This window comes from Brevundimonas sp. Br13 (assembly GCF_055391505.1).
On sequence record NZ_AP044008.1, the window covers coordinates 383281 to 403594 of the forward strand.

General features: G+C 68.5%; 23 protein-coding genes. 8 read left to right on the top strand and 15 right to left on the bottom strand.

Annotated features, from left to right (window positions below; translation table 11 throughout):
- Window positions 1–235: 235 nt before the first annotated feature.
- Entirely contained in the window at window positions 236–772 is a 537-nt protein-coding gene (gcrA, locus tag ACZ5M6_RS01915; protein WP_054764228.1) for a cell cycle sigma 70 cofactor GcrA, read from the top strand.
- A 185-nt stretch (window positions 773–957) separates the two neighbouring features.
- On the opposite strand, the gene ACZ5M6_RS01920 is transcribed toward gcrA, so the two are convergent.
- Window positions 958–1338 (bottom strand): hypothetical protein, encoded by a 381-nt coding sequence (locus ACZ5M6_RS01920; RefSeq protein WP_464159455.1) that lies wholly within the window; start codon window positions 1336–1338, stop codon window positions 958–960.
- Between the two features lie 84 nt (window positions 1339–1422).
- Window positions 1423–1830 carry a Co2+/Mg2+ efflux protein ApaG gene (gene apaG / locus ACZ5M6_RS01925; RefSeq protein WP_464159457.1) on the bottom strand — a complete coding sequence of 136 codons (408 nt, stop codon included), beginning with the start codon at window positions 1828–1830 and terminating at the stop codon, window positions 1423–1425.
- Window positions 1831–1911: 81 nt separating this feature from the next.
- On the opposite strand from apaG, the gene ACZ5M6_RS01930 reads away from it, so the two are divergent.
- Window positions 1912–2937 carry a 2'-deoxycytidine 5'-triphosphate deaminase gene (locus tag ACZ5M6_RS01930; RefSeq protein ID WP_464159460.1) on the top strand — a complete coding sequence of 342 codons (1026 nt, stop codon included), beginning with the start codon at window positions 1912–1914 and terminating at the stop codon, window positions 2935–2937.
- An 80-nt stretch (window positions 2938–3017) separates the two neighbouring features.
- Here the strand turns inward: ACZ5M6_RS01930 and ACZ5M6_RS01935 are convergent, their stop codons facing one another.
- Window positions 3018–4310, bottom strand: a complete 1293-nt coding sequence (locus tag ACZ5M6_RS01935; RefSeq protein ID WP_442320090.1) for an MFS transporter — start codon at window positions 4308–4310, stop codon at window positions 3018–3020.
- Window positions 4307–4783: a cupin domain-containing protein gene (locus tag ACZ5M6_RS01940; RefSeq protein WP_348684691.1), complete on the bottom strand. Its 477-nt coding sequence runs from the start codon at window positions 4781–4783 to the stop codon at window positions 4307–4309. The genes ACZ5M6_RS01935 and ACZ5M6_RS01940 overlap by 4 nt, the downstream gene beginning before the upstream one ends.
- Window positions 4784–4825: 42 nt before the next feature.
- Here ACZ5M6_RS01940 and dapE point away from each other — a divergent pair, with 42 nt between their 5' ends.
- The 3 genes from dapE to ACZ5M6_RS01955 all read left to right on the top strand — a co-directional run bounded on the left by dapE (window position 4826) and on the right by ACZ5M6_RS01955 (window position 7036).
- Complete coding sequence (dapE, locus tag ACZ5M6_RS01945) at window positions 4826–6013, top strand: succinyl-diaminopimelate desuccinylase (RefSeq protein ID WP_464159463.1); 1188 nt, start codon at window positions 4826–4828, stop codon at window positions 6011–6013.
- Between the two features lie 196 nt (window positions 6014–6209).
- Window positions 6210–6563: a hypothetical protein gene (locus ACZ5M6_RS01950; protein WP_152949145.1), complete on the top strand. Its 354-nt coding sequence runs from the start codon at window positions 6210–6212 to the stop codon at window positions 6561–6563.
- A gap of 41 nt (window positions 6564–6604) precedes the next feature.
- The gene (locus ACZ5M6_RS01955; protein WP_464159465.1) at window positions 6605–7036 is read left to right on the top strand and encodes an SRPBCC domain-containing protein; all 432 of its coding nucleotides are present in this window, start codon (window positions 6605–6607) and stop codon (window positions 7034–7036) included.
- Between the two features lie 4 nt (window positions 7037–7040).
- On the opposite strand, the gene ACZ5M6_RS01960 is transcribed toward ACZ5M6_RS01955, so the two are convergent.
- The 9 genes from ACZ5M6_RS01960 to ACZ5M6_RS02000 form a co-directional block, all read right to left on the bottom strand.
- Window positions 7041–8021: a type II secretion system F family protein gene (locus ACZ5M6_RS01960; protein ID WP_054764235.1), complete on the bottom strand. Its 981-nt coding sequence runs from the start codon at window positions 8019–8021 to the stop codon at window positions 7041–7043.
- A gap of 9 nt (window positions 8022–8030) precedes the next feature.
- A complete protein-coding gene (locus tag ACZ5M6_RS01965) occupies window positions 8031–9011 on the bottom strand; it encodes a type II secretion system F family protein (RefSeq protein WP_054764236.1) in 981 nt (326 codons plus the stop codon).
- Between the two features lie 4 nt (window positions 9012–9015).
- Window positions 9016–10473 carry a CpaF family protein gene (locus tag ACZ5M6_RS01970; RefSeq protein ID WP_464160090.1) on the bottom strand — a complete coding sequence of 486 codons (1458 nt, stop codon included), beginning with the start codon at window positions 10471–10473 and terminating at the stop codon, window positions 9016–9018.
- Window positions 10474–10665: 192 nt separating this feature from the next.
- On the bottom strand, window positions 10666–12228 hold the full coding sequence (locus ACZ5M6_RS01975) for an AAA family ATPase (protein WP_464159468.1): 1563 nt from the start codon (window positions 12226–12228) through the stop codon (window positions 10666–10668).
- A 5-nt stretch (window positions 12229–12233) separates the two neighbouring features.
- Complete coding sequence (locus ACZ5M6_RS01980) at window positions 12234–12917, bottom strand: CpaD family pilus assembly protein (RefSeq protein ID WP_201463367.1); 684 nt, start codon at window positions 12915–12917, stop codon at window positions 12234–12236.
- 4 nt (window positions 12918–12921) lie between these two features.
- Complete coding sequence (locus tag ACZ5M6_RS01985; RefSeq protein WP_464159471.1) at window positions 12922–14580, bottom strand: type II and III secretion system protein family protein; 1659 nt, start codon at window positions 14578–14580, stop codon at window positions 12922–12924.
- Window positions 14577–15554 (bottom strand): Flp pilus assembly protein CpaB, encoded by a 978-nt coding sequence (cpaB, locus tag ACZ5M6_RS01990; protein ID WP_224762254.1) that lies wholly within the window; start codon window positions 15552–15554, stop codon window positions 14577–14579. Before cpaB ends, ACZ5M6_RS01985 begins: the two co-directional genes overlap by 4 nt.
- Before the next feature lie 76 nt (window positions 15555–15630).
- Window positions 15631–16152, bottom strand: a complete 522-nt coding sequence (locus tag ACZ5M6_RS01995) for an A24 family peptidase (protein WP_054764240.1) — start codon at window positions 16150–16152, stop codon at window positions 15631–15633.
- Between the two features lie 106 nt (window positions 16153–16258).
- Complete coding sequence (locus ACZ5M6_RS02000) at window positions 16259–16435, bottom strand: Flp family type IVb pilin (protein WP_054764241.1); 177 nt, start codon at window positions 16433–16435, stop codon at window positions 16259–16261.
- A gap of 240 nt (window positions 16436–16675) precedes the next feature.
- Between ACZ5M6_RS02000 and ACZ5M6_RS02005 the strand changes: the two genes are divergently transcribed.
- Genes ACZ5M6_RS02005 through ACZ5M6_RS02015 form a run of 3 tightly spaced genes read left to right on the top strand, consistent with a single transcriptional unit; the run spans window position 16676 to window position 18177 of the window.
- A complete protein-coding gene (locus ACZ5M6_RS02005) occupies window positions 16676–17089 on the top strand; it encodes a pilus assembly protein N-terminal domain-containing protein (RefSeq protein ID WP_054766768.1) in 414 nt (137 codons plus the stop codon).
- A 3-nt stretch (window positions 17090–17092) separates the two neighbouring features.
- Window positions 17093–17623 (top strand): TadE/TadG family type IV pilus assembly protein, encoded by a 531-nt coding sequence (locus ACZ5M6_RS02010; protein WP_336968104.1) that lies wholly within the window; start codon window positions 17093–17095, stop codon window positions 17621–17623.
- Window positions 17623–18177, top strand: a complete 555-nt coding sequence (locus ACZ5M6_RS02015; RefSeq protein ID WP_054764243.1) for a TadE/TadG family type IV pilus assembly protein — start codon at window positions 17623–17625, stop codon at window positions 18175–18177. Before ACZ5M6_RS02010 ends, ACZ5M6_RS02015 begins: the two co-directional genes overlap by 1 nt.
- On the opposite strand, the gene ACZ5M6_RS02020 is transcribed toward ACZ5M6_RS02015, so the two are convergent.
- Window positions 18129–19475, bottom strand: a complete 1347-nt coding sequence (locus ACZ5M6_RS02020; protein ID WP_182713895.1) for an anthranilate synthase component I family protein — start codon at window positions 19473–19475, stop codon at window positions 18129–18131. The two genes, ACZ5M6_RS02015 and ACZ5M6_RS02020, sit on opposite strands and share 49 nt — an antisense overlap.
- The gene (locus tag ACZ5M6_RS02025; RefSeq protein ID WP_464159476.1) at window positions 19472–20263 is read right to left on the bottom strand and encodes a tyrosine-protein phosphatase; all 792 of its coding nucleotides are present in this window, start codon (window positions 20261–20263) and stop codon (window positions 19472–19474) included. Before ACZ5M6_RS02025 ends, ACZ5M6_RS02020 begins: the two co-directional genes overlap by 4 nt.
- Between the last annotated feature and the right edge of the window lie 51 nt (window positions 20264–20314).

The window sequence follows — 20314 nt, forward strand, 5'->3', positions numbered from 1 at the left end:
CGGGCGTTCAGAGCGCGAACCACAGCGACCGGAAGGGCTGAACGACGGCGTATGCAGCGCGTCCCACTCGCCACTCGCCACTCGCCACTAAGGCGATTCAACATCTGGTTTCTGTGGACAGTGCGATTCGCACATATTGCGTCTCTTAACGGCTGGTTTACGATTAGTGGTAGGTCAAGACCCCGGAGGGGGAGCCTGAACCTAGATATTGAATCCAAACTCGCTGGAGGGTGGCATGACCGCAGGCTGGACCGACGACCGCGTAGGCGCGCTGAAGAAGCTCTGGCTGGAAGGCCAATCCGCGAGCCAGATCGCCAAACAACTGGGCGGCGGGGTCACCCGCAACGCCGTGATCGGCAAGGTTCACCGTCTGGGCCTGTCGGGCCGGGCCGCCCCGTCCCAGCCGGCCCGCACCGCCGCGACCTTCCGCACCGCCCGCCCGCGCCCTGCGGCCCCGGCCGCGACGGCGGCCGCCCAGCCGGCCGCGCCGCGCCGCCTGGAAGTGGTCCAGCCCAAGGCGGTTCAACCGGCCGCTCCGGCGCCCGCCCCGATCCCGGACCTGCCGGGCACGGCTACGGTCATGACCCTGGGCGCCCATATGTGCAAATGGCCGATCGGGGATCCGTCGTCGCGCGAGTTCAGCTTCTGCGGCCGTCGCGCCTCGGAAGGCGTCTATTGCGTCGAACACGCCCGCGTCGCCTACCAACCCCAGGTCAAGCGCGGCAAGGACGGCTCGTCCGACCTGGCCCGCAGCCTGCGCAGATACATTTAAGGGCGCTACGCTCGCGACGCGGTCGCTCGCTGCTTGAGCGCCGTTTCGCACCGCGGGTCATGCCCGCGTCACAGATGCTCCTTATGGAGCCGAACTCCCCCTCGCCGGTCCGCGCAAGCGACCGGCGAGACTCTAGGGGGCGGGGCTGCGGTTCATCCGGGTTGACGCAGCCCCATCCGCCTTCGTCAGCCCGGCCCCGGCGAAGTCGCGCATCCAACTTCGATCAGCTCCGCGTCGGTGGCGCGAAACCCTCCTGCGCCGTCGGGCACGACCAACAGCGCCTTTTGGGTGTTGTAGGACCCGCCGTTCAGAGCCCGATCCGTGAAACAGACGACCAAACCGTCCGGATCCTTTCGCAGGACCCGCAGACTGATCGCCCAGTCGCCTTGCCGTTCCAGCCGCGCGACACCCTCCTCGACGCTCAGATCCGTGAACGTCCAGTCGCGCGGGTATCTCAATCCGGGAGACCGGGCAGGTCCTGTCGAGTTTTGGAAACTGGTCAGATCCAGCTTCTGAAGAACGGACTCAGCGGACGGGGTCGCTTGCAGCCAAGCGCCGATCACCATCAAGCCTATCACAAGCACGTCAATCTCCAGCCGATCCGGGCAAGGGCGGGATGAGATAACGCTGAGCGAGAGCGAAAAACAACCCTAGTTCAACACCCGCCTTGCACCGGGCGTATCCAACGAAAAGGCTGGGATCTCGACCTCGAAACTGCGGCCATCGGCGTCGGTCATGTAGTAGGCGCCGACCATCGACCCGCTGTCGGTCGGCAGGGGGCACCCGGAGGCGTAGGCATAGCTGCCGCCCGGCTCGATGACCGGCTGTTCGCCCACCACGCCCGGCCCGCGCACCTCTTCGACATGGCCGTGGCCGTCGGTGATGGTCCAGCGGCGCGCCATCAGCTGCACCGTCGTCCCGCTCAGGTTCACGATCTCGACCTGATAGGCCCAGACCCAGCGGCCCTCGTCGGGGTCCGACTGGCCCGCCAAATAGCTGGGCCGCACCCGGATCAGTATGCCGTTCGTTTCGGCGGTATAGGCAGGACCATCGTGCATGGGCTATATGCTCGCCCCGCCGCGCGCGGGCCGCAAGCGCGACTTGGCGACAGGTCGCGAAAACCGTGTGAGACTGACGCCATGAACGCCTTCCAAGCGCCCCGTCCCGGCATCCTGCCCGCCCAGTCCATCGAGACCCTGATCGCCGCCGGCGCCATCACATCCGACACCCCATTCGATCATGACCAGGTCCAGCCGGCCAGTCTGGACCTGCGGCTGTCGGATCAGGCCTGGCGCGTGCGCGCCTCCTTCCTGCCCGGCCGCCGCAAGGTCGAGGACCGGATCGCCGACGTGGCCATGCACCGGATCGAGATCACCGAGGCCGGGGTCGTGCTGGAAAAGGGCTGCGTCTATATCGTGCGCCTTCAGGAGCGGCTGAACCTGCCCAAGGGGCTGATCGCGCGGGCCAATCCCAAGTCCTCGACCGGCCGGGTGGACGTCTTCGTGCGCCTGCTGACCGACCAGGGCGCCAGTTTCGACGATGTGGCCGAGGGCTATGACGGCCCCCTCTATATGGAGGTCGCGCCCCAGACCTTCTCCATCCTGGTGCGGCCCGGCACCCGGCTGAACCAACTCAGGCTGAAGGCCGGCGATCCGCCCAAGCTGGAGACCCGCTCGGTCGGCGTCGATCTGCAGGGCGGCGACGTCGTCGGCTTCCGTGGGCGGCGCCACGCGGGCGTTGTGGATCTGGACCATATCGACGGCCACGACCCGCGCGATTTCTGGGAGCCGCTGACGCTGCGGCGCGGCGAACTGCTGCTGGATCCGGGCGAGTTCTACATCCTGGCCTCGTCAGACGACGTCGAAATTCCGGTCGATCAGGCCGCCGAAATGACCCCCATCGACCCGTCGGTAGGCGAGTTCCGCGTCCACTACGCCGGCTTCTTCGACCCTGGCTTCGGCACGGATGAGGCGCACGGCGCCGGCTCCAAGGGGGTGCTGGAGGTCCGCACCCACGACACCCCCTTCCTCCTGGAACACGGCCAGATCGTCGCCCGCCTGGTCTATGAGCCCCTGACGGAGCGCCCCGTGCGCCTATATGGCGAGAGCGGCAGCCACTATCAGAACCAGGGCCTGAAGCTGTCGAAGCATTTCAGGGGGTGGTGATTAAGGGAGTGGTTAGTGGCGAGTGGCGAGTGGCGAGCCAGCCCCGCCTCTCTGGCCACTCGTCACTCGCCACTAACCCCTCACGTCAGCCGATCCGCCTTCCTCAGTCCCGGGAACATCGCCGACCAGGCGCCGGTCGCAGCCAGCGCTCCGAAGCCGCCGAACACCGCCGCCCCGACCGCGCCCAACATGCGGACCATGACGCCGGAATAGGCCTCGCCCAGTTCGTTCGAGGCGCCGATGAACAGCATGGAGACCGACGAGACCCGCCCGCGCATATGGTCGGGCGTGGCCAGCTGGATCAGGGTCTGGCGCACATTGACGCTGATCATGTCCGCCGCCCCGCCGATCAGCAGGGCCAGGCCGGACAGCCAGACGATCTTGGACAGGCCGAAGGTCAGGGTGCACAGGCCGAACACCGCCACGGCCGAGAACATCCAGCGCCCGCCGTTCCGTCGGATCGGGAAGCGGCTCAGATAGATGGCCATGCCCATGGCCCCGACGCCGAAGGCCGCGCGCAGCAGGCCGAAGCCCTGCGGTCCGACATGAAGGATGTCGCGGGCGAAGATCGGCGTCAGAAGCGCCACCCCCGCCAGCAGGACCACGACCAGGTCCAGCGAAATGGCGCCGAGCACGATCTTGGTCTTCCACACATAGGCCAGCCCCTCCTTGACCGCGTCGATCGGCGACAGGGGATTGGCCTGGGGCGCCGGCTTGCCGCTGGTGCGGATCAGGATGAAGGCGGCGACGGCCAAGAGGAACATCCCCAGCGACACCGCATAGGCCAGGGGCACATTGACGCCCACGATCACCCCGCCCAGGGCCGGACCGGCGATGGCCCCGGTCTGGAAGGCGATGGACTGGGCGGCGATGGCGGGCGGCAGGGCCTTGCGGCCCACCACCATCGGCAGGAAGGCCTGGCTGGCCGGCGCCAGGAAGGCGCGCGCGGCGCCGAACAGGGCCGCGACCGCCAGCAGCCCCCACAGGGGCGGGTTTCCGTGCAGGGCCATGGCCAGGAAGGAGCCGGCGCAGGCCGCCTCGACCAGGATGGAGATCCACACGGTGCGCTTGCGGTCCCGCCGGTCGGCCATGGCCCCGGCCGGCAGGGTGAAGGCCAGAAGCGGCAGGAACTGACACAGGCCGACCAGGCCCAGATAGAGACTGGCCTGTTCGATCGGATGATCGCGCCGGGCGATCTCATAGACCTGCCACAGCAGGGCCGAGGACTGGATCTGGATCGCCAGAACCGCGACCACGCGCCCGAACCACAGGAGGCGGAAATCGCGGATGCCCCAGGGACTGTCGGGGCCCTCGGGCGGAGGCGGCGGAACCGGCGGGGCGGCGGGGGCGGTGTCGAGGGTTTCGGTGCTCACGTGCGTCTGGGGAACTTCGGATAGGGCGAACCGTCGCGGTGGAAATAGCGGTCCGCGCCCGCAGGCAGGACCATGTCGATGTCGGGGTAGTCGCAAGGGGTGACGGTCGGGCTGCGCGTGCCGACCTCCAGCAGAACCGCCTCGCGGCCGGATCGGTTCTCGAGCCTGTGTCCGTTGGCGACGCCGGCCTTGAAGCCGGCGCAGTCGCCGGGGCGCAGAACCGTCTCGCCGTCCTCCTCGACCAGGACGACCTCGCCCTCGACCACCATGACGAACTCGTCTTCGGCCTCGTGCCAGTGGCGCTGGCTGGACCAGGCGCCGTCGGGCAGGCGCAGCAGGTTGACGCCGAACTGGGTCAGGCCCGCCGCATCACCCAGCTTCCAGCGGCGGCGCGACAGACAGGGGCCGGCGAACGCGTCCGGATAGGTCGTGCCGTCGCCTCTGGGCGCGCTGTCGATGTCGATCTTGGGCATGGGCCTTCTCCCCGTTGCGCGATGTCCCTAAAGCATAGGCGCATGAGCCGCGCATCAACTCCTGTGATCGATCCTGTCGAACTGACCCGCGACCTGATCCGTATTCCATCCGTCACCCCCGCCGACGAGGGGGCCATGGACGTGCTGGAACGCCATCTGACGGCCCTGGGCTTCCACTGCCGGCGCCTGGCCTTCGAGGGACCGGGGGGCGAAGGGGTCCATGCGCGGATCGAGAACCTGTACGCCCGGCGCGGAACCGCCTCGCCCAACCTGTGCTTCGCCGGCCATACGGACGTGGTGCCGACCGGGCCGTCCGATCAGTGGTCGGCCCAGCCCTTCAACGCCGAGGTCAGGGACGGCCTGCTGTACGGCCGGGGTGCGGTGGACATGAAGGGCGGGATCGCCGCCTGGGTCGCCGCCGTGTCCCAGGTGCTGGCGGAAGGTGAGCCGAAGGGCTCCCTCTCCTTCCTGATCACCGGGGACGAGGAAGGCCCGGCGCTGCACGGCACCAAACGGGTGGTCGAGACCCTGGCGGCCGAGGGCGAGGTGATCGACGCCTGTATCGTGGGCGAACCCTCGTCGTCGCAGCACCTGGGCGACATGATCAAGGTCGGGCGGCGCGGCTCGCTGAACACCTGGATCACGGTGACGGGCAAACAGGGCCACGTCGCCTATCCCGAACGGGCGGCCAATCCGGCGCCGGTGATCGCCCGGCTGATGAGCCGGCTGAACGACCATGTCCTGGACGACGGCTATGAGAGCTTCCCGCCGTCGAACCTGGAGATCACCAGCATCGACATCGGCAATCCGGCGACCAACATCATTCCGGCCGAGGCCAGGGCGCGGCTGAACATCCGCTTCAACCCCAGCCATACGGGCGATGCCTTGATCGACTGGCTGAACCGCGAGGCCGGGGCCATGCAGGCCGAGACCGGGCTGCAGATCACCCTGGACCACCTGTGCTCCGGTGAGGCCTTCCTGACCGAGCCCGGCGCCTTCGTCAGCGCCGTGCAGGACGCCGTCGAGGCCGAACTGGGCCGCCGCCCCGAAGCCTCGACCACCGGCGGCACCTCGGACGCCCGCTTCATCCGCGCCCTGTGCCCGGTGCTGGAGCTGGGCCTGGTCGGCCAGACCATGCACCAGATCGACGAACGGGTGCCGACGGCGGAGCTGGAGGCGCTGACGGCCGTCTATCGCCGGGTGATCGAGACGGTGTTCGAGCGGTTGTAGTCATATCCGTCTCCTCCCCGCTCTGCGGGGAGGGATCGCGAAGCGGTGGAGGGGCCTGTCCGCCGCACCGAGTCCGGGTCAGCAGCCCCTCCGTCACGGCGCTGAAGAAGCGCCGCGCCACCTCCCCGCTAGGCGGGGAGGAGACGACGAACCCATTCCGCTTGTGCAACGACCATCGCTCGGCGACACTCGAATCATGGCCGTCGAAGAGTTCAAGAGCGCAAAGACCGAGTGGAAGGATGTGGTCCTGGTCTGCCGCAAATGCTCAAAGAAGCTGGACGGCGGTTTCGGGCCGGACGGGGACCTGACCCTGAAGAAGGCCCTGCGGAAATATCTGCACCTGAAGAAGGGCAAGAAGGGGCGCAAGGGGGCGCTGACCGTCACCAGCGCCGACTGTTTCGACATCTGTCCCAAGGGCGCCGTGGTCGCGGTCAATACGGCCCAGCCCAAGAAGCTGCTGATTATTCCGGCCGGCGCCGACCTGTTCGAGGTCAAGACGCGGTTGGGGCTGGACGACGGGCGGCGGCTGAAGATGGTCGTTCCCGACTGAGACGTCTTCCTTCCGCCGGCCAGCCGTGTCAGATCGGCGCCATGGAAGACGCCAAGATCGAACGACGCGCCGGGGTGCAGGCGACCTCTGACCGGCTCTGGGAGCTGGTCTCGGACCTGCCCGGCTGGAACCGCTGGAATCCGCACGAGACCGATGTGGAGGGCGCCATCGCCTTCGGCGGCCAGCTGACGATCACCGAGGCCTTTCCCGGCCAGGGCGAGCGGCGGGCGGCGGCCCGGGTTGCGGAATGGCGGCCCTATGTGCGGCTGGTCTGGACCGAGAACCGGGGCTATCTGTTCCGCACCCTGCGCTACATCGACATCGAGGAGCTGGAGAAGGGGCGCTGCATCGTCTCGTCTGGCCACAAGTTCGCGGGCCTGCGCGGCGAACTGTTTCACGACAAGCACAGAAACGCCCTGCGCGAGGCGCACCAGGCCATCGTCGACGGATTGAAGGCCGCCGCAGAAGGCTGACGCTTCAGCCCTTGGCCATGGTGTCCATGATGTTCAGGATCGCCGGGCCCAGGATGACGATGAACAGGACCGGCAGGAAGAACAGGATCATCGGCACCGTCAGCTGGGCCGGCAGGGCCGCAGCCTTCTTCTCCGCCGCCGACAGGCGCAGTTCGCGGTTCTCCTTGGCCATGACGCGCAGGGCCGAGGACAGGGGCGTGCCGTAGGTCTCGGCCTGGGTCATGGCGACCGCCACCGACTTGACGCCTGGATGGTTGGTGCGCCGGCCCAGGTTCTCATAGGCCATGCGGCGGTCCGGCAGATAGCTGAGCTCGGCCGACAGCAGGGACAGTTCCTCGGCCAGTTCGATCGAGGAGGAGCCGATCTCCTGGCTGACCTTGTTGACGGCCGCCTCAATCGACATGCCCGCCTCGACGCAGATCAGCAGCAGGTCCAGGGCGTCGGGAAAGGCCAGCATGATCGAGGCCCGGCGTTTGGCGATGCGGTTCTTCACATAGAGGTTCGGCGCATAGAAGCCGGCGACCACGGCGCCCATACAGGCGCTGATCTTGTTCATCGTCGGCCAGTCGACGATCTTGAGCACGAACAGATAGAAGACCGCCACCGCCAGGAACAGGAAGGGCGAGGCGAAGCGGAAGAAGTAGAAGGTGGTCAAGGGACGCGGACCGCGATAGCCGGCTTGGGCCATCTGGTCGGCGACCTTCGGGTCTTCCAGCAGCTTGGTCAGGTTCAGCCGGTCGACGAGCAGCTTCTTGAAGCCCTCGTCATCGCTGTGGCGCAGCGCGCCCTGGCCCGACTGGATCGCAGCGCGTGAGCGACGCTTCAGGTCGTCGCGGCGCTCCGAAACCGCCTTCATCCGCTTGTCCAGCTGAACGCCCCGGGTCATGGAAGACAGCAGGGTCAGGACGGTGGCGAAGACCAGCACCCCCACCCCGATGCTGAGCAGGTTTTGCGGGTCGGTGATGAAGCGAATGAAACCGTCCATGTCCCCGCCTCAGATCTTGAACGAGATCATGCGCTTCATGACGAAGACGCCCAGTCCCATCAGAACCCCCGCCAGCAGCAACAGGGCGTTGCCGCGGATGTCGGTGAACAGGGACATCATGTAGCCGGGACTGGTGAACATCACCATGGCCATGACGGCCGGCGGCAGGGAGCCGATGATCCCGGCCGAAGCCAGGGCTTCGGACGACATGGCCTTGACCTTTTCGGCCATCATCCGGCGGGCGCGCAGAACCGCCGACAGATTGCCCAGGGCCTCGGCCAGATTGCCGCCGGTCTTCTGCTGGATGGCGATGACGATGGTGAAGAAGCGCAGCTCCGGCGACGGCATGCGCTCGTACATCCGCTCCAGCCCCTGTTCCAGCGTCATGCCGACCCCCAGGCCCTCGACCAGCAGCTTGAACTCGGGCCCCAGGGGCGCCGGGCTTTCGCGGGCGATGATCTTGAAACACTCGTGGACCGGCAGGCCGGACTTGATGCCCCGCACGATGACGTCGACGGCGTTGGGGAACTCCAGGGAGAATTTCTTCATCCGGCCCTTGGCCAGGAAGCTGACGATCCAGCGCGGCAGGCCCAGCGCCACCCCCACGCCCAGACCGAGCGCCAGAATGACGTGCAGCCCGAACACCAGGCCCAGCAGGGCCGCGATCCCGCCGGCGACGGCGCTGACGATGTAGAAGGTCCGCACGCCTATGCTCAGGCCCGCCTGTTTCAGCCGCACTGACATGGTGGCGCGGGCCTTGCGCTCGCGGCGATCGGCCTCTTTCAACTGTTCGGCGATCTGTTTGCGGCGGGCCTCGGGCGTGCTGGCCGCGGCCGCCGCCCTGCGCGCCGTGGCGGCGTTTCGCTTGGTCTCGCCCAGCTTGTTGGCCCGCTTCAGGGCCTGGCTCGAGGAATCGTCTCCACCGACGAAGACCCAGCCCAGGCCGCCGATGGTGATGAAGGCCAGAACAGCGGCGAGAATCGGCAGCATGCCCCTACTCCGCCGCGTCGAGGGCGTCGGCCAGCTCGCGCTCCAGCCCATAGTAGCGGGCGCGGTCCCAGAAGCGGGGACGCGCGATGCCGGTGGAGCGGTGGCGGCCGACGATCTTGCCGTGCTCGTCCTCGCCGGTGATGTCGTAGACGAACAGGTCCTGGGTCACGATCACATCGCCTTCCAGGCCCACGACCTCGGTGATGTGGGTGATGCGGCGCGAGCCGTCGCGCAGGCGGGCGGCCTGGATGATGACGTCGACCGAGCCGACGATCATCTCTCGGATGGTCCTGGACGGCAGGCCGTAGCCGCCCATGGTGATCATCGACTCCATCCGGCTGATGGCTTCGCGCGGGGAGTTGGCGTGCAGCGTGCCCATCGAGCCGTCGTGGCCGGTGTTCATGGCCTGGAGCAGGTCGAAGGCCTCGGGCCCGCGCACCTCGCCGACGATGATCCGTTCGGGGCGCATCCGCAGACAGTTCTTGACCAGGTCCCGCATGGTGATCTGGCCCTGGCCCTCCAGATTGGGCGGCCGGGTCTCCAGGCGCACGACGTGCGGCTGCTGGAGTTGCAGTTCGGCGGCGTCTTCGCAGGTGATGACCCGCTCGGTCGGGTCGATGAAGGCGGTCAGGGTGTTCAGCAGGGTCGTCTTGCCCGAGCCGGTGCCGCCCGAGATGACCAGATTGCAGCGTGAAGCGCCGATGACGCCGAGGACGCGCGCCCCCTCGGGACTGATGGAGGCGTACTCCACCAGATTCTTCATCGTCAGCTTGTCCTTCTTGAACTTCCGGATCGTCAGGGTCGGTCCGTCGATCGCCAGGGGCGGAGCGATGACGTTGACGCGCGAGCCGTCGGGCAGGCGAGCGTCGCAGATGGGGCTGGATTCATCGACGCGGCGACCGACCTGAGAGACGATCCGCTGGCAGATGTTCATCAGCTGGGCGTTGTCGCGGAAGCGGACATTGGTCAGCTGGACCTTGCCCCCCACTTCGATGAAGACCCGGCCGGCGCCGTTGACCATGATGTCGGCGATGTCGTCGCGCGCCAGCAGCGGCTCCAGCGGGCCATAGCCCAGGACGTCATTGACGATGTCCTGGACCAGGTGCTCCTGCTCGGCCACCGACATGGAGACGTTCTTGATCGCCACCAGTTCGGCGACGATGTCGCGGATCTCTTCCGACGCCGTCTTGTTGTCGAGCTGAGCCAGATTGGCCAGGTCGATGGTGTTCATCAACGCATTGAAGATGGTGGTCTTCGTGGCGTGATAATAGTCGCTCTGCTCCCGGACGATCTCAGCGACCGCCTGGGCCTTCTTCAACTGTTCGAAACCGGCGGTCGGCCGGGGGCCCGCAGCCTTGGCCGCCGAAGGGGGCGGGGGCGCCGCCTCGGGGGCCGAGGGGGGTCGGGCGGCCAGGGCGTCCAGGCGGTCCGGCTTGGGCGGAGCGGCCGCGGCCTGGTCCATCCCGCCGAAACCGCGCCCGGCCCCGGCCTGCTCGTCAGCCCCGCCGAAGGCAAAGGCCTCGGTCTGGACGCCGGGCGTCGGCTGACGCAGGGGCGCGTCGAAACCCGTGGCGGCGGGCGGCGCGGCAGAGGGCGCCTCGCGCAGGGGCGCCGCGCCGACGCCGGGTTGACCTGTGCGTTTGCCGAACATCCGTCAGCGTTTCTTGAACAGAGAGCCGAACAGGGATTTGGACGCCCTGTCCTCCTCGGCGGGCCGCGCCGCCTTGACGGGCTTGCCTGCGGCCGCAGCCGGCAGCTCTCGGCGCGAGACGATCTGGGCCAGGGTCTGGAAGGCTTCGGCCGCCTTGGTCTTGGCGCCGGCGTCCAGGATCATCTGGCCGTTGTTGGCCGCCGCCCCGAAAGTCTTGGCGTCGAACGGAATGATCAGACTGGGATGGACGCCCAGGGCGGCGCCGAAATCCTTGGCCGGAATTTCCGGTCGGCCCGGCACCCCGACCTGATTCAGCACCAGACGCGGCGGAGCGTCGTTGGGCCGGCCCTGATGGATCAGGTCGATCATATTCTTGGCGTTGCGCAGGGCCGCCAGATCGGGGGTCGCCACCACCACCACCTCGTCGGCGCTGATCAGGGTGCGGCGCATCCACGGCGACCACAGATGGGGCAGGTCCAGGATGACGAAGGGGGCGGTGGCGCGGATGCGGGTCGTGACCTCTTCGAACGCCTCGGTGGAGATGTCCCAGTCGGTGTCCAGGGTCGCCGGCGCGGCGAACAGGCTCAGCTTGTCGGTGCAGCGGACCATCATCCGGTCCAGAAGGGTCGCATCCAGCCGGTCCGGCTGGCCCAGGGCGTCGACCACCCCGTTCAGCGGATCCTGGTTGAAGTCCAGTCCGGCCGTGCCGAACGGCAGATCGTAATCGACGATGACCGTATTGGCGCCGATCCGCTCGGAAATGGCGTAGGCGGTATTGTGCGCCACGGCCGAGGCCCCCGCCCCGCCCCGCGCGCCGACGAAGGCGATGGAGCGGCCGACGAAGGGCTGGGCCGGATCGTTGAACAGGCCGCCGATCGCCGCGATCAGCTGCAGGGGCTGAAGGGGGGCGACCAGATATTCGCTGACGCCGCGCCGCATCAGTTCGCGGAACAGAAGGATGTCGTTGGTCGCCCCGATCACCACCACCTTGGTGCCGGTGTCGCAGACCTCGGCCAGCTGATCCACCTCCCACAGCAGGGTCTGGGGGTCCTTCAGGCATTCGACGATGATCAGGGGCGGGGTCGGCTCATGGCGATAGGTCTCGACTGCCCCCATGACCCCGCCGATGCGGATCTGGGTGGTGGCGCGCGACAGGCGCCGGTCCTGGGCCGCGCGCTCGGCTGCGGCCAGGGTGTCCTGACGTTCGGCGAAAACATGGATGGCGATGCGGGGCACCGACACCTCGCCGATGGCGCCGACGGGCGCCAGGCTGGTCTCGGCCGATATCATGGGCGCCAGAGCGGGCGCCGAATGGGGCGTCGCCGCAGGCGCGGGCGCAAGCGTCGACTGCGCCCTGGCCACCATCTCGCCGACAGGATTGAAGCTGGAGGGCGCCTGGGGCGAACCCCCACCGGAGGGCGCCGGCTGGCCCGGATGGGCGCCGGCGCTCAGGAAGGCGGCCGATCGGGCGTCCGAGGTCGGGAAGGCGGACGGCTCGGAAAAGTCCATGTCGACGTCGAAACCGTCGTCCAGGGCGTCGAAGGGGCGAGGCGCGGCGGGGTTCATCAGGCTCAGTCCACCGCCGTCGAAATGCGCGCGCTCTCCACCAGCGTCTCCTGGGGTGCGGCGGTCTGCTCGCCGGCGGCGTATTTGTCGAACACCACCGTGCGCCGCCCGGCCGAGGCGGGGGTCATGGCGCGCGGCCCTGCAATGTCGCGCGGGTCGGCGATCTGGGCCGCCAGATTGGCGTTGACCGCGCAGCCGAAGTTGGACGAGGACCTGTTGTCCCCGGTCCGGCTCAGATTGCCCCAGGCCGTTCCGCAGCGGGGCACGGCCGCCTGGACGGTTTCGAAACCGACCAGGACCGGCGCGCGCGGATTGGGTCCGTCATAGCCGACGATGCGAAGCCGGTCTCCACCCACACCGAGGCGCGTCAGGGCGTCGCGCACGGCGTAGGCGGTCTGGGCGGCGACCGGATCGTCCCCGGCCGGCGCCTCGATCGTGATAGAACCGGCGCCGACGGCGGCGAACCGTTCGACCAGGGCGGCTAGGGCGGCGTTCTGATTGGCCGAAAGGCCGTCGTCGTGAACGGCGAGGGCGATCCGGTCCAGGCCGGTCTCCACCTGGAGCGCATAGCGGGAGGTCGGCGTCAGGGGCGGTTCACCGCCCAGGCTGCCTGGGCCGCCGACGCAGGCGGAGAGACCGAGCGCCGCGCCGGCCAACAGGGCGAGAGGCAAGAACGAGAGACGGGTCATGAGCTCACTCGATCACATAGCCGACGGCGCCCTGCCAAGCGGCGCCTGAACCGGCCGGTCCGGGAGCGGGCGCGCCATAGACCTGGTTCAGCTGTCCGAACAGGATGGTCTGGGAATCCGTGGCGATCCGCAGGCCGTCGGCAGGGGTCTGCATCCGATCCGGCGAGGTGGGACTGACGATATAGGGCTCGACGATGACGACCAGCTCGGTCTCGCCGTTCAGATAGTCGCGCGAGCGGAACAGGGAGCCCAGCACCGGCAGATTGGTCATGCCGGGCAGGGAATCGACCGCCTGCCTCGTGCTTTCCTGCAACAGGCCGGCGATCATCATCGCGCCGCCTGACGGCAGTTCAACCGTGTTTTCGCTGCGTCGGACGGTCAGGCCCGGCAGGGTGATGGACGAGGCCGTGCCGGCGCCGATGGTGAACCCGCCCTGTTCGGTCAGTTCGGACACCTCGACCTTGACCTGAAGCGAGATGCGGCCGCCCGACAGGACGATGGGCCGGAAGGCCAGGCCCACGCCGTAGGGCTTATAGGTCACGGTGATGTTGCCGTCCCGATCCCGCCCGGTCGGCAGGGGAAACTCGCCCCCGGCCAGGAAGTTTGCGGATTCGCCGTTCACCGACGTCAGATTGGGCTCGGCCAGGGTCCGGGCCAGACCGACCCGCTCGAACGCCTCCAGACAGCCGGTGGCGTTCGTGCCCGTCATGGTGCGGAAGGCGGTGGAGGCGATATCCTGGATGGCGTTCGAGACCGAGGCCGCGCTCGAGGAGCCGGTCGACGCCTGGGCCAGGGCCGTTCCAGGGACCTGAACCAGATTGCCGTTGACGTCGGTGACCGTAACCGTTGTCGGGAAGGGGGCGCCCGTCCAGGTCTGGGAGGCGCTGGCGTTCGAGCCGGCGCTCGTCTGACTGCCGCTGGAGACCGTGCTGGTCCCGTTCGTCGTCCGACCGCCGGTCTGATTGTAACACAACCCCCCGCCTCCGACCGCCGCCCCGTTCACCCCATAGGTGTTGGGGCGACTGAAGCCGTAGGAGTGGATGCCCGAGCCCTTCAGAATGTCGGCGTTGAAACCCAGTTGCTTCAGGCTGCTGCGCTGCACCTCGACCACGCGCACCTTCAGCGTCACCTGGTCCGAGCCGGCGACGCTGATCATGTTGATCACCTTCTCCGGCGCCGAAACGAAGGCGCGGGCGACCTGGGCCGCCTGGGCCGCCTGGGCCGGGCTGTCCGCCGTTCCGGTCAGTATGACGCTGTCGTTGACGGCCTCGGCGTGGATGCCGCCGCCGGGGGCCACGCGGCTGAGGGTGTCCTGCAGGGCGCTGACGCCCGCATCGACCCGGACGCGCAGGCTCAGAATGGTGCGGCCGGCGGCGTCCAGGAAGACGGCGTCGGTCTCACCCGGCGCGATCCCGATCACGGTGATCCGGCGCGGCGAATGCAGCATGGCCTCGGCCACCTGCGGATTGGAGACGATCACGTCACGGGCGTCGGCCGGCAGATCCACGGCGAAGGAGGTGCCGCGCGGCAGGTTGATCAGCCGCGGCGCCGTCCCCATCGACACGGCGGCGCGCGTCTGGGCCGTTCCGGCGGCCGGCGCCAGGACCAGGCCGGCGGCGGCGACCGTGATCAGGACGGCCTTGGACAGGATCGAGGCTCTCACGGCGTCACCACGGTTTCAGGCGTCCCGCCGCGATAGACCCGCACGTTGCGCGTCAGGGCCGCCGCCTGGGGCGCGCGGGTCGCGCCGGACGGCCCCGCCGTATCGGCGTAGGAGCGCAGCGACAGGGACAGTTCGCCCTCGGACTTGGCCTGGGCCAGAAGCACGGCGTCTTGGGGGCGGACCTCCAGGGTGGCGGTCGCCCCGACCACGGCCTGGGCGTCGTCGCCGACCCGGGTGGACTGGTCGATGGCCAGGACCTTGACGTTCTGCATCACTGTGGCCGACGAATATTTGGAGCCCGAGCCGCCGCCTTCCACCGCCCCGGAAGGAGTCTCCTTCTGGGCGGTCAGGACGACGTCGACCCGGTCGCCGGGCAGGATGAAGCCGCCGGCGGCCGATTCCACCGTGACCGCAATGGCCATGGCGCGCATGCCGGGCTCCAGATAGGCCGCCAGATAGCCGCTGTCGCCCGCGCGCACGATCTTGCGCGCCACGATCGGCTCTCCGGCGAGAATGGGTTCGCGCACGACCGAGCCGACATAGTCGGACTTGACTCCGGTCCCGACCAGGCGGCCGGCGGCCTCGCCGACCCGCTGAACCGCGCCGGCGGTCTTGTCGGCGACGGCCTTTTCATCAGCGGGCTTGGCCTCGGCCGGCTTGTCGGCGGCGGCGGGAAGCGGGACGGAGCCGTCGCTGATGAAGGCGGGGTTCAACTGATCGACCGGCCAGTCCTTCCAGGACAGGTCGCCGTCGGTCAGGCGTTTGCCGGGCTCCAGATCGCGGGCAGCGACCAAAATCTTGGCCATGGGGCGCGCCTCGACAGGCGCGGCGGCGGCCGGCGCGGCGGGCTCGCCCTGCCCCATGGCGCGCACGACCAGAGCCAGGCCCAGTGCGGACACGGCGGCGATGCAAAGGACGACGATGCGGGCGGGCTTCATCCAGACGATCTCCGGCAGGCGCGGCGAGCCGGACATGATCCTCGCCCCCTACCGTTAACGATCATGAGGCCCGAGAGTTAACGCTTCCTAAGCGACGCCCGCTTGCGCAACCTCAAGAAACCGCCAAGGCGCGAACGACCATGTCGCCCTCGGGAAAGGTCAGCAGGGCGCCGATGGCGATGGCGACGCCATAGGGAATATCGCCCTTGGGCTCCAGCAGGCGGGCGACCCACGGAAGGCGCGGCGGGAGCGGAGACAGCAGAGGATAGTATTGGCGGGCGAGGATCAGCAGGAGGCAGAAGCCGCCGCCGGCCAGGGCGATCCACAGCAGCAGCGGCCCCAGATCGCCGAACCCCAACCACAGGCAGGCCGCAGCCAGGGCCTTGGCGTCCCCGCCCCCGATCCAGTTCAGGGCGAACAGGCCCATGCCGAGGATCAGGGCGGCGAAGCCGACGCCCAGATGGACGGCGATCTCAGGCAGGGTCAGGCCGACGAGCAGGGCCGCCGGAAAGAAGGCGGCCAGCAGGGCCAGGGAGATCCAGTTCGGAATCCGCATCGTGGTCAGGTCGTGCAGACCCGTGGCCACCATCAGGATCGGAAAGACGGCCAGGAAGGGAAGGCTCAGAAGGTCCATGACCCCATGCTGGCACGGGCGGATTAAGGCCGGGTTGCCGCGCCGCAAAGAAGAAGGGCCGGAGCGTGCGCTCCGGCCCTTCCCAGGCTTCAAGACGTCGGGCGTCTTATTCGCCCTTCTTCTCCAGACCCGTGGCGACTTCCTCCAGACGGGCGTTCAGGTTGGTGCCGACGGTGCCGAGCACGGTGATGATCACGACGGCGATCAGAGCGGCGATCAGGCCGTATTCGATGGCGGTGGCGCCGGATTCGTCCTTAGCGAAACGCGAGATGAACTTAGTCATGGTGAGTTCCCTTGTGTAAATGTCTAGCGAGCAACTTGGCGGGGGGAGCCGGTAGCCCGCTTGACCCCCAAAACGCACGGTTAGAATGACCAAGAGGCGTTAAGGGCAGGTCACGGTTTTTAGTTACCTGCGGATTCACCACAGAAAATCCCGGATCGACGAACTTCAGCCTTTGTTGAGGAAGCCTGGGCCATCATGCGCGCGTCCGCGCTGATGCGCGCCCTTGTTTCAGAGCCGCCGATGCCCCGCTTTTCCATCGCCGTCATCACCGCCGTCCTCGCCCTGGCCGGCCTGCCCGCCCAGGCCCAGAGCCCGAACGGCGCGCTCAATGTCGAGATCGACCGCTCCGCGCGCGTCCAGCTGCGGGGCGCCGCCGCCTCGGTCATCGTCGCCAATCCTCAGATCGCCGACGTCACCGTGGTGGACGCCAACACCCTGTTCATCGTCGGAAAGGGCTATGGGGTGACCGAGGTGGTGGCGGTCGACGGCGTGGGCCGCACCCTGTTCCAGCGCGAGATCGTGGTTACCGGCGGATCGACCGGATCGGTTCGGGTCTGGCGCGGGGCCCAGGCCACGGAAATGACCTGCGGCGCCTCCTGCGCCCCCAGCCTGCGCGCCGGCGCCGCCGCGACCGGCCCGGCCTCGGCGCCCTGATCCATGGCGGCGCTGGATCGTTCTCCCCGTCGCGGCTCCGCCGGTCACCGTGAAGGCGCGGCGGCGGTGGAGTTCGCCCTGGTCGCCACCCCCTTCTTTCTTCTGCTGTTCTCGATCTTCCAGCTGGGTCTGGTCTTCATCACCGACGCCGTCGCCGAAAACGCCCTGTTGACCGTCAGCCGCGAAATCCGAACCGGCGAGGCCCAGGCCAAGGGTCTGGATCAGGCCGGGTTCACACAGGCCTTCTGCGATCAGATGAGCGTGTTCAAGAGCGACTGCGCCGCCCGCGCCACCGTCGATGTCCGGGTCGTCGCCAAATTCTCCGACAATATCGACCCGCCCAAGGACGAGAACGGCGTCCTGGACCTGTCCAAGACCGGCTACGACCCCGGCGCGGCCCAGAATCTGGTCGTCGCGCGTGTCTGGTACAAACAGCCGATGATCGTGCCCGCCCTGACCCAGTCCGTGAGCGCCGCGGGGCCCGGACAGATCATGATCTCCGCCACCACCGCCTTCCGCAACGAGCCCTTCTGATGCGCCGGTCGCTGATGCGCAGGCTGGCGCGCGACGAGACCGGGGTCTCTGCGGTCGAATTCGCCCTGATCGCCCCGGTCATGATCCTGTTCTATGCAGGCATGGTCGATCTGTGTCAGGGCTATATGGCTGTGCGTCGCACCAGCCATGTGGCCGCTTCGGTCGCGGATTTGACCGCCCAGTCCCGCGACATCACCAAGGCCGACATCGACAACGTCTTTTTGGTGGGCCCCTCCATCATGGCGCCCTTCGCCCCGGCCTCGCTGGAACAGAGGGTCAGCAGCGTCAGCCGGGACACGACGACCAAATATACGGTGAACTGGAGCCGCAGCTGGGCGGCCTCGGGCGGGAGTGGGGCCCTCAGCGGCCGACTCACCGTCGCGGACGCCGACATTCCCGCTGATCTCCTGCCGGTCGGGTCGTCGATCATCATCGCCGAGGCCCGCTACACCTACGCCTCGCCGTTCCAGCGCTTCCTGCCGTCCGCCAGCTTCACCCGCCGCGCCTATCTGAATCCGCGCGAGGTGACGCAGATCGCCTGTACGGACTGCTGACCCGTCAGAGCCTGTCTCAGGGCGGCGATCTTTGTTTCGGTCTCGGCAAGTTCGGACTGAGGGTCGCTGTCGGCGACGATTCCGGCGCCGGCCAGGGTGCGGAAGGTCCAACACTCGTCCCGGCGCTCGAACGCGGCGGTGCGGATCAGGACCGAGGCGGTCAGCCCCCCGCCGTCTTCCAGAATGAACAGCGACCCGCACCAGGCGCCGCGCGGCGGCTCATATTCGGCGATGACCTTCATGGCCTGGTGTTTGGGCGCCCCGGTGATCGAGCCGGGCGGGAAGGTCGCCTCCAGCAGGTCGGCCGGCGTCACCCCCGGCTCGGCCCGGCCGACCACGGTCGAGACCAGATGGTGGACGGTCGGATGGCTCTCGATCGCGAACAGCCGTTCGACCGCGACCGAGCCGACGCGCGAGGCGCGGGCCAGGTCGTTGCGCATCAGATCGACGATCATCAGGTTTTCGGCCCGGTCCTTGGCGCTGGCCTGAAGCGCGGCGGCCAGGGCCGCGTCCTCGAGGGGGTCGGCCGACCGGGCGCGCGTGCCCTTGATCGGCCGCGCCTCGATGCGCCGGGCCTCGCCGTCCAAGGCCAGGAAGAGCTCAGGCGAATTGGACACCAGGGCCCGGTCCCCGATCCGCCAGAAGGCGCCGTAGGGCGAGGCCCGCCCCTGTTGCAGCCGCAGGAAGACGTCGAACGGATCGGCCTTTGGCTTCAGCGCGCCGCCCCAGGCGCGGGCGATATTGGCCTGAAACAGTTCACCGGCCGCGATCCGGGCGACCACCTCGGCCACGCAGTCGCGATAGGCCTGGTCCGGCGCCTCGGCCGCAAAGGTCTCGGCCGGAGCGTCGGGAGTCGCAGGCGTGACCGCCGCCGCCCGCCATTTCGACGCCTGAACGGCCGCCGCCTCGGCCTGCGCCGCCGTCGCCCCCCGGCCGACGGCGCGAACACGCCGCTGATGATGGTCGAAGCTCAGCATGGCCGGATAGCGGGCCAGGATCAGGTCGGGCCACACCAGGGGCCGCTCGCCGGTCGCCGGTCGCGCGCCCGCGTCATAGGCGGCCAGTCCCACCGTCCCTGCGCTCCAGGCCGGATCGCGCAGGGGGTCGAACAGATCGGCTTCGACCCCGCCCACATGAACCCGATCCGGCGCCGTCGCCACATGGGACCAGCGGCCGCCGGGACCGCCGTCCGACAGCAGGGCCAGGGCGCCGTCCGTCCCACCGATCCCGGCCGCGACAGCCAAGGGGTCCGTCCACGGATGATCGCGGACGACCACATGGGTCAGGGCGCCGTTCACGCCGACAGCCGCGCCTCGATTCGGGCGCGCAGGGCGGCGTCGACGCCCAGGGCCTGTTCCAGATAGGCGTCCAGGGATCCGTATCGCGCCTCGACCTCGGCGAAGGCGGCGTCCAGATAGGCGGCCTCCACCCCGAGGAAGGCCACCACCGCGTCGTCGGAGGCGACACGGCCGGTCATCTCGTGCAGACGCCGCGCAATGGCGGGGGCGCGACCGACCAGATCGACGGCCGTATTGGTCAGCAGATAGTCCTCGATCAGGTCGTCGTGGTGGACGCCCAGCAGATGATGCGTCAAGGCGGCGAGAAAGCCGGTCCGGTCCTTGCCCGCCGCGCAGTGGATCAGCACGGGTCGGTCCTGATCGCCCCCCATCTGTCCCAGGGCTTGGAAATAGCGGCCGAAAACGTCGATGTGGGCGGCGTCGAACGGCAGGCTGCGATAGGTCTGGGTCATGAAACGCCGACCCGAATCCGGCGTCAGGTCCGCCGTTTTCAGGAAGGTGATGTGGGGCGCCTCGGCCCCGTCGTCGATCCCGCCCTCGATCACCAGGGCGTCGAAACCGTCATGCCGTCGCGAGGGCTGGTCGCGCCTTTCGCCCGGTCGGCGCAGATCGACCACCGCTCCCAGGCCGAACCCCTTCAGCCGCTCCAGATCGGCGTCGCTGGCCCGGGCGTGATGGCCCGAGCGCAGCAGGCGGCCGGGGCGGATGCGTCGCCCGGCCGCCGTGGCGTAGTCGCCATAGTCGCGGAAGTTGTCGATGGCCTCGAAGGCATGGAGACGGTGGCTCATGCCCCGCTTCTAGAGCCTGATCCGTTGAAGAGGAACCGCTTCGCGGTTCCG

Coding starts and splice junctions, on each gene's coding strand:
- gcrA (WP_054764228.1), top strand. CDS start 236: ATGACCGCAGGCTGGACCGACGACCGCGTAGGCGCGCTGAAGAAGCTC.
- ACZ5M6_RS01920 (WP_464159455.1), bottom strand. CDS start 1,338: ATGGTGATCGGCGCTTGGCTGCAAGCGACCCCGTCCGCTGAGTCCGTT.
- apaG (WP_464159457.1), bottom strand. CDS start 1,830: ATGCACGATGGTCCTGCCTATACCGCCGAAACGAACGGCATACTGATC.
- ACZ5M6_RS01930 (WP_464159460.1), top strand. CDS start 1,912: ATGAACGCCTTCCAAGCGCCCCGTCCCGGCATCCTGCCCGCCCAGTCC.
- ACZ5M6_RS01940 (WP_348684691.1), bottom strand. CDS start 4,783: ATGCCCAAGATCGACATCGACAGCGCGCCCAGAGGCGACGGCACGACC.
- dapE (WP_464159463.1), top strand. CDS start 4,826: ATGAGCCGCGCATCAACTCCTGTGATCGATCCTGTCGAACTGACCCGC.
- ACZ5M6_RS01950 (WP_152949145.1), top strand. CDS start 6,210: ATGGCCGTCGAAGAGTTCAAGAGCGCAAAGACCGAGTGGAAGGATGTG.
- ACZ5M6_RS01955 (WP_464159465.1), top strand. CDS start 6,605: ATGGAAGACGCCAAGATCGAACGACGCGCCGGGGTGCAGGCGACCTCT.
- ACZ5M6_RS01960 (WP_054764235.1), bottom strand. CDS start 8,021: ATGGACGGTTTCATTCGCTTCATCACCGACCCGCAAAACCTGCTCAGC.
- ACZ5M6_RS01965 (WP_054764236.1), bottom strand. CDS start 9,011: ATGCTGCCGATTCTCGCCGCTGTTCTGGCCTTCATCACCATCGGCGGC.
- ACZ5M6_RS01970 (WP_464160090.1), bottom strand. CDS start 10,473: ATGGACCAGGCCGCGGCCGCTCCGCCCAAGCCGGACCGCCTGGACGCC.
- ACZ5M6_RS01975 (WP_464159468.1), bottom strand. CDS start 12,228: ATGAACCCCGCCGCGCCTCGCCCCTTCGACGCCCTGGACGACGGTTTC.
- ACZ5M6_RS01980 (WP_201463367.1), bottom strand. CDS start 12,917: ATGACCCGTCTCTCGTTCTTGCCTCTCGCCCTGTTGGCCGGCGCGGCG.
- cpaB (WP_224762254.1), bottom strand. CDS start 15,554: ATGTCCGGCTCGCCGCGCCTGCCGGAGATCGTCTGGATGAAGCCCGCC.
- ACZ5M6_RS01995 (WP_054764240.1), bottom strand. CDS start 16,152: ATGGACCTTCTGAGCCTTCCCTTCCTGGCCGTCTTTCCGATCCTGATG.
- ACZ5M6_RS02000 (WP_054764241.1), bottom strand. CDS start 16,435: ATGACTAAGTTCATCTCGCGTTTCGCTAAGGACGAATCCGGCGCCACC.
- ACZ5M6_RS02005 (WP_054766768.1), top strand. CDS start 16,676: ATGCCCCGCTTTTCCATCGCCGTCATCACCGCCGTCCTCGCCCTGGCC.
- ACZ5M6_RS02010 (WP_336968104.1), top strand. CDS start 17,093: ATGGCGGCGCTGGATCGTTCTCCCCGTCGCGGCTCCGCCGGTCACCGT.
- ACZ5M6_RS02015 (WP_054764243.1), top strand. CDS start 17,623: ATGCGCCGGTCGCTGATGCGCAGGCTGGCGCGCGACGAGACCGGGGTC.
- ACZ5M6_RS02025 (WP_464159476.1), bottom strand. CDS start 20,263: ATGAGCCACCGTCTCCATGCCTTCGAGGCCATCGACAACTTCCGCGAC.